The sequence below is a fragment of the Mycobacterium sp. E2497 genome (assembly GCF_001668695.1).
In the GTDB taxonomy this organism is placed as follows: Bacteria; Actinomycetota; Actinomycetes; order Mycobacteriales; family Mycobacteriaceae; genus Mycobacterium.
The window spans coordinates 1-850 of sequence record NZ_LZKD01000267.1 but is presented as its reverse complement, the minus strand read 5'-3'; the positions used below and the strand labels follow the sequence as shown (position 1 = coordinate 850).

General features: G+C 69.5%; 1 protein-coding gene and 1 pseudogene. One reads left to right on the top strand and one right to left on the bottom strand.

Annotated elements, in window-relative coordinates; translation table 11 throughout:
• Positions 1 to 286: pseudogene (locus tag A5713_RS25350) on the top strand (hypothetical protein); the annotation flags it as partial.
• A gap of 4 nt (positions 287 to 290) precedes the next feature.
• Here A5713_RS25350 and A5713_RS25345 read toward each other — a convergent pair.
• On the bottom strand, positions 291 to 850 hold a 560-nt coding region (locus A5713_RS25345), incomplete at its 5' end, for a VWA domain-containing protein (RefSeq protein WP_156752027.1).

Sequence of the window (850 nt, the reverse complement as noted above, 5' to 3'; positions counted from 1 at the left end):
GATCTCGTTCGGCACCAAGACCGGCGAGATCGAGATGGACGGGCAGCGGGTCGCCGTCCCGGTTGCGACGGACCAGATGAAGATGATCGCCAAACTCTCCGGCGGGCAGTCCTACACCGCCGGCAACCTCGCCGAGCTCTCCAAGAGCTACAACGCCATCGAGAAGGACATCGGCTACCGCACCGTGCCCGGGCCGGGCAGCGCCGGCTGGTTGCGGCTGGGCGTCATCACCGCGCTGATCGCGACGGCGCTGGCGCTGCTGATCAATCGGCGGCTGCCGGTCTGACCGGTCAGGAGGGCAGCCGGCGGTTGAGGAACAGGCCAGCCAGGACGGCGCCCGCCATCGCGACGGCGCCCAGCAGCATCCAGGCCAGGCTGGCGTCGCCCTTCACGGTCTCGTAGCCGATCTGGCGCTGCAGGGTCGAGTAGACGTTCTTCAGCGACTCCAGGCTGTCGGCGTGGAACGACTGGCCGTCGGTGATCTCGCAGATCTTCTGCAGCGTCTGATCGTCGACGGGCACCGGGATGGTGGCGCCCTCGTACTCGACGGTGCCGTACGGCGTCCCGAACGAGATCGTGGAGATCTGCACGCCCTCGGCCTTGGCGGCCCGGGCGGCGGTGAAGGCGCCCTGCGGGGCGTTGGGGTTGGACGGCTTGTTCTCCTTGCCGTCGGAGAGCAGCACGATGCGGGCCGGCGGCGGGGTGTCGCCGCCCGTGATGGCGGTGGCGCTGACCGCGTGCAGGGCGGTGAAGATGGCCTCGCCGGTGGCGGTGCTGTCGGCGAAGTCGAGCTTCTTGAGCGCATCGATGGTCGCCTGGTGCTGCGGGGTGGGCGGCACCAGCAGGTACG